Source organism: Leucobacter sp. M11 (assembly GCF_035726885.1).
Taxonomy (GTDB): domain Bacteria; phylum Actinomycetota; class Actinomycetes; order Actinomycetales; family Microbacteriaceae; genus JAPFRB01.
Map to the genome: position 1 here is coordinate 42144 of NZ_JAPFRB010000005.1, position 2905 is coordinate 45048.

Here is a 2905-nt window from a genome sequence, read left to right on the forward strand (position 1 = left end):
GCCCTGACGCAGAACTGGCGCTTCCCCGTGGTCGGCTGGGGGCTCGCGCTCCTCGGCACGGTCACGGTGATCGCGATGAGCCCCGAGAACTACGCGGATCTCGACTCCTCCGTGCAGAACTCGATCATCTTCCTGGCCATCTCGGGCGGCTCGCTCGCGATCACCCTGCTGCTCGTGCAACGCGATCAGATCCGCACCCAGCTCGACCGGGAGCGGCGGCAGGGCGCGCAGGAGCAGGCCCGGCGCGAGCTGGTCGAGGAGCGAGCCCGGATCGCCCGGGAGCTGCACGACGTGGTCGCGCACGGCATGAGCGTGATCCAGGTGCAGGCCAGCTCGGCGAAGTACCGGCTCCCCGAGGCGGGGCCGGCCGCCGCGGCCGAGTTCGACGACATTGCCGCGACCGCCCGCGGCGCGCTCGGGGAGATGCGCCAGCTGCTCGGCGTGCTCCGCGGCGCGGACCCGGCGGGCGGCGCATCGGCCGGGGATCCCGAGCAACCGCTCGGCCCCCAGCCGGGGCTCTTCGACCTGCCCGCGCTCGTGGAGACCACCCAGCGGGCCGGGGTGCCCGTCACCCTCAGCTGGGACGCCGACTCGCGCACCCCGGCCACGGTGGGTCTCACCGCGTACCGGGTCGTGCAGGAATCCCTGAGTAACATCATCCGGCACGCCCCGGGCGCGCCCACCCGGGTCGAGGTGCGCACCGAGAACGGGAGCCTCCGGGTCGAGGTGCGCAACGACGCCCCGCCCACCCCCGGGCCCAGCGCGCACGCCGACGCGGGCGGCCACGGCCTGCGCGGCATGCGCGAGCGCGTGGAACTCATCGGCGGTACGCTCGAACACGGGCCGACCGAGGACGGGGGCTACCGGATCCTGGCCGAGCTCCCGGACCCGGCCCAGGGCTGACGCTCCCGCCCACGCCCGCCCCGCCCCGCTACACCCGCCGCATCCCGCCCCACCCAGAAGCGAGTCACGATGACCCCGAACCCCGCCCCGGACCCCCGGGCCATCCGCGTCCTGATCGCCGACGACCAGGGCATGGTGCGCGCCGGCTTCGCCGCGATCCTGGGCGCGCAGCCGGGGATCGAGGTCGTGGGGCTGGCGAGCGACGGGGTCGAGGCAGTCGCGATGGGCCGCTCCCTCCGCGCCGACGTCGTCCTCATGGACGTGCGGATGCCGAACATGAACGGCATCGAGGCCACCCGGGAGCTGACCCAGCCGAGCCGGGGCGAGCCACACGTGCCGCACATCCTCGTGCTCACGACCTTCGACATCGACGAGTACGTGCACGAGGCGATCCGGGCCGGGGCCAGCGGCTTCCTCCTGAAGGACGCGCTGCCCGAGGACCTGATCCAGGCCGTGCGCATCGTCGCCCAGGGGGACGCGCTCATCGCGCCCCGGGTCATGCGCCGCCTCCTCGACCGCTTCGCCGGGTCCCCGGCGCCCGGGGTCCCCGCCCGCGCGGTCGAACTGAACGGGCTCACCGAGCGGGAGCGGGAGGTGCTCGTGCTCATCGGGCGCGGCCTCAGCAACCGCGAGATCGCGGCGGAGCTCTTCGTCGCCGAGCAGACCGTGAAAACCCACGTCTCGAAGATCTTCCAGAAGCTCGGCCTGCGCGACCGGGTGCAGGCCGTCGTCCTGGCCTATGACACGGGACTCGTCGACCCGGAACGGTAACGGCCCCCCGGCCGCCGCACCCCTACCGGGGTACGGGGGCAGACCGCTCCCCGGGGTGATGCCCCCGCGCGAATGCGCTTTCTAGTCTTCCCACAGCGACGGATGCGCCGTCGCGAGAGGAAGCCCCCATGAGCATCGCACCGCCCCGAGTCCGAGCCGCCGCCGCACCCCCGGCTGCCCGTCGCCCCCAGGGGTCCCCGGCCACCCGAGACGCGGGCATCGACCTGCTGCGCGCCGCGCTGATCCCCGTCGTCGTCGCCCTGCACGCGATGATGGTCGGCATCGGGCACGGGCCGGACGGCCCCCTGCTCGGCAACGCCACGGACGGGCAGGCCTGGTTCGCCCCCGTCACCTGGGTCGTGCAGATCATGCCGCTGTTCTTCCTCATCGGCGGCTACGCGAGCATCACGCACTGGCGGAAGCTCCGCGGGCGCGGCGCGACCCCCGCCGACTACATCGCCGCCCGCGCCCGCCGGCTCCTCGGCCCCGGGCTCCTCGCCATCGGGGGCGTCACCCTGGGGCTCGCCGCGCTCACCGCCGCGGGCGTGGCCCCCGACATCGTGGCCACCGCCGGGTTCCGGATCAGCCAACCGCTCTGGTTCCTCGCGGTGTACCTCGGCTGCTCGGCGCTCGTGCCGCTCACGGTGCGCTGGCACGAGGCCCGGCCCGGGCTCAGCCTCGCCGCGCTCGCCGTCGCCGCCGTCGTGATCGACGCGCTGCGCTTCGGCACCGGCATCGAGGCGATCGGCATCATCAACCTGGTGCCCGTGTGGCTCACCATCCAGCAGCTCGGCTACTGGCTCGCCGACGGTCGCTTCGACCGGATCCGGACCCGGAACCGGGCGCTCCTCGCCGCGGCGGGGCTCGGGGCGACCCTGCTGCTCGTCTCGACGGGGCCCTACTCCGCCGATCTGCTCGTGAACCTCAACCCGCCCACCGTCGTCCTGATCACCTTTGGGGTGGCCCAGCTCTTCCTGTTCACCCTGTTCCGCCCCGCGCTCGGGCGCTGGGCGGCGCGACCGCTCGTCGCCCGCATCACGGGGACGCTCGCGCCGCGCGCCATGACGATCTACCTCTGGCACATGCCCGCGATCATCGCGCTCAGCGGCGCTCTCCTCCTGAGCGGCATCGAGCTTCCGCAGCCGCTCAGCGTGGACTGGTGGCTCAGCCGGCCCGCCTGGCTGGTCCTCGTGGGGGTCGCGGTCGCCATCACGGTGCGCCTTGTCGGCAC

General features: G+C 74.0%; 3 protein-coding genes. All 3 read left to right on the plus strand.

What is annotated here, in order from left to right:
* Positions 1-903, plus strand: a 903-nt coding sequence (locus OOT08_RS15465) for a sensor histidine kinase (RefSeq protein ID WP_325093736.1), incomplete at its 5' end; no start/stop codon positions are given.
* Between the two features lie 69 nt (positions 904-972).
* Positions 973-1674 carry a response regulator transcription factor gene (locus OOT08_RS15470; RefSeq protein WP_325093737.1) on the plus strand — a complete coding sequence of 234 codons (702 nt, stop codon included), beginning with the start codon at positions 973-975 and terminating at the stop codon, positions 1672-1674.
* Between the two features lie 128 nt (positions 1675-1802).
* A partial coding sequence (locus OOT08_RS15475) for an acyltransferase family protein (protein WP_325093738.1) occupies positions 1803-2905 on the plus strand: 1103 nt, incomplete at its 3' end.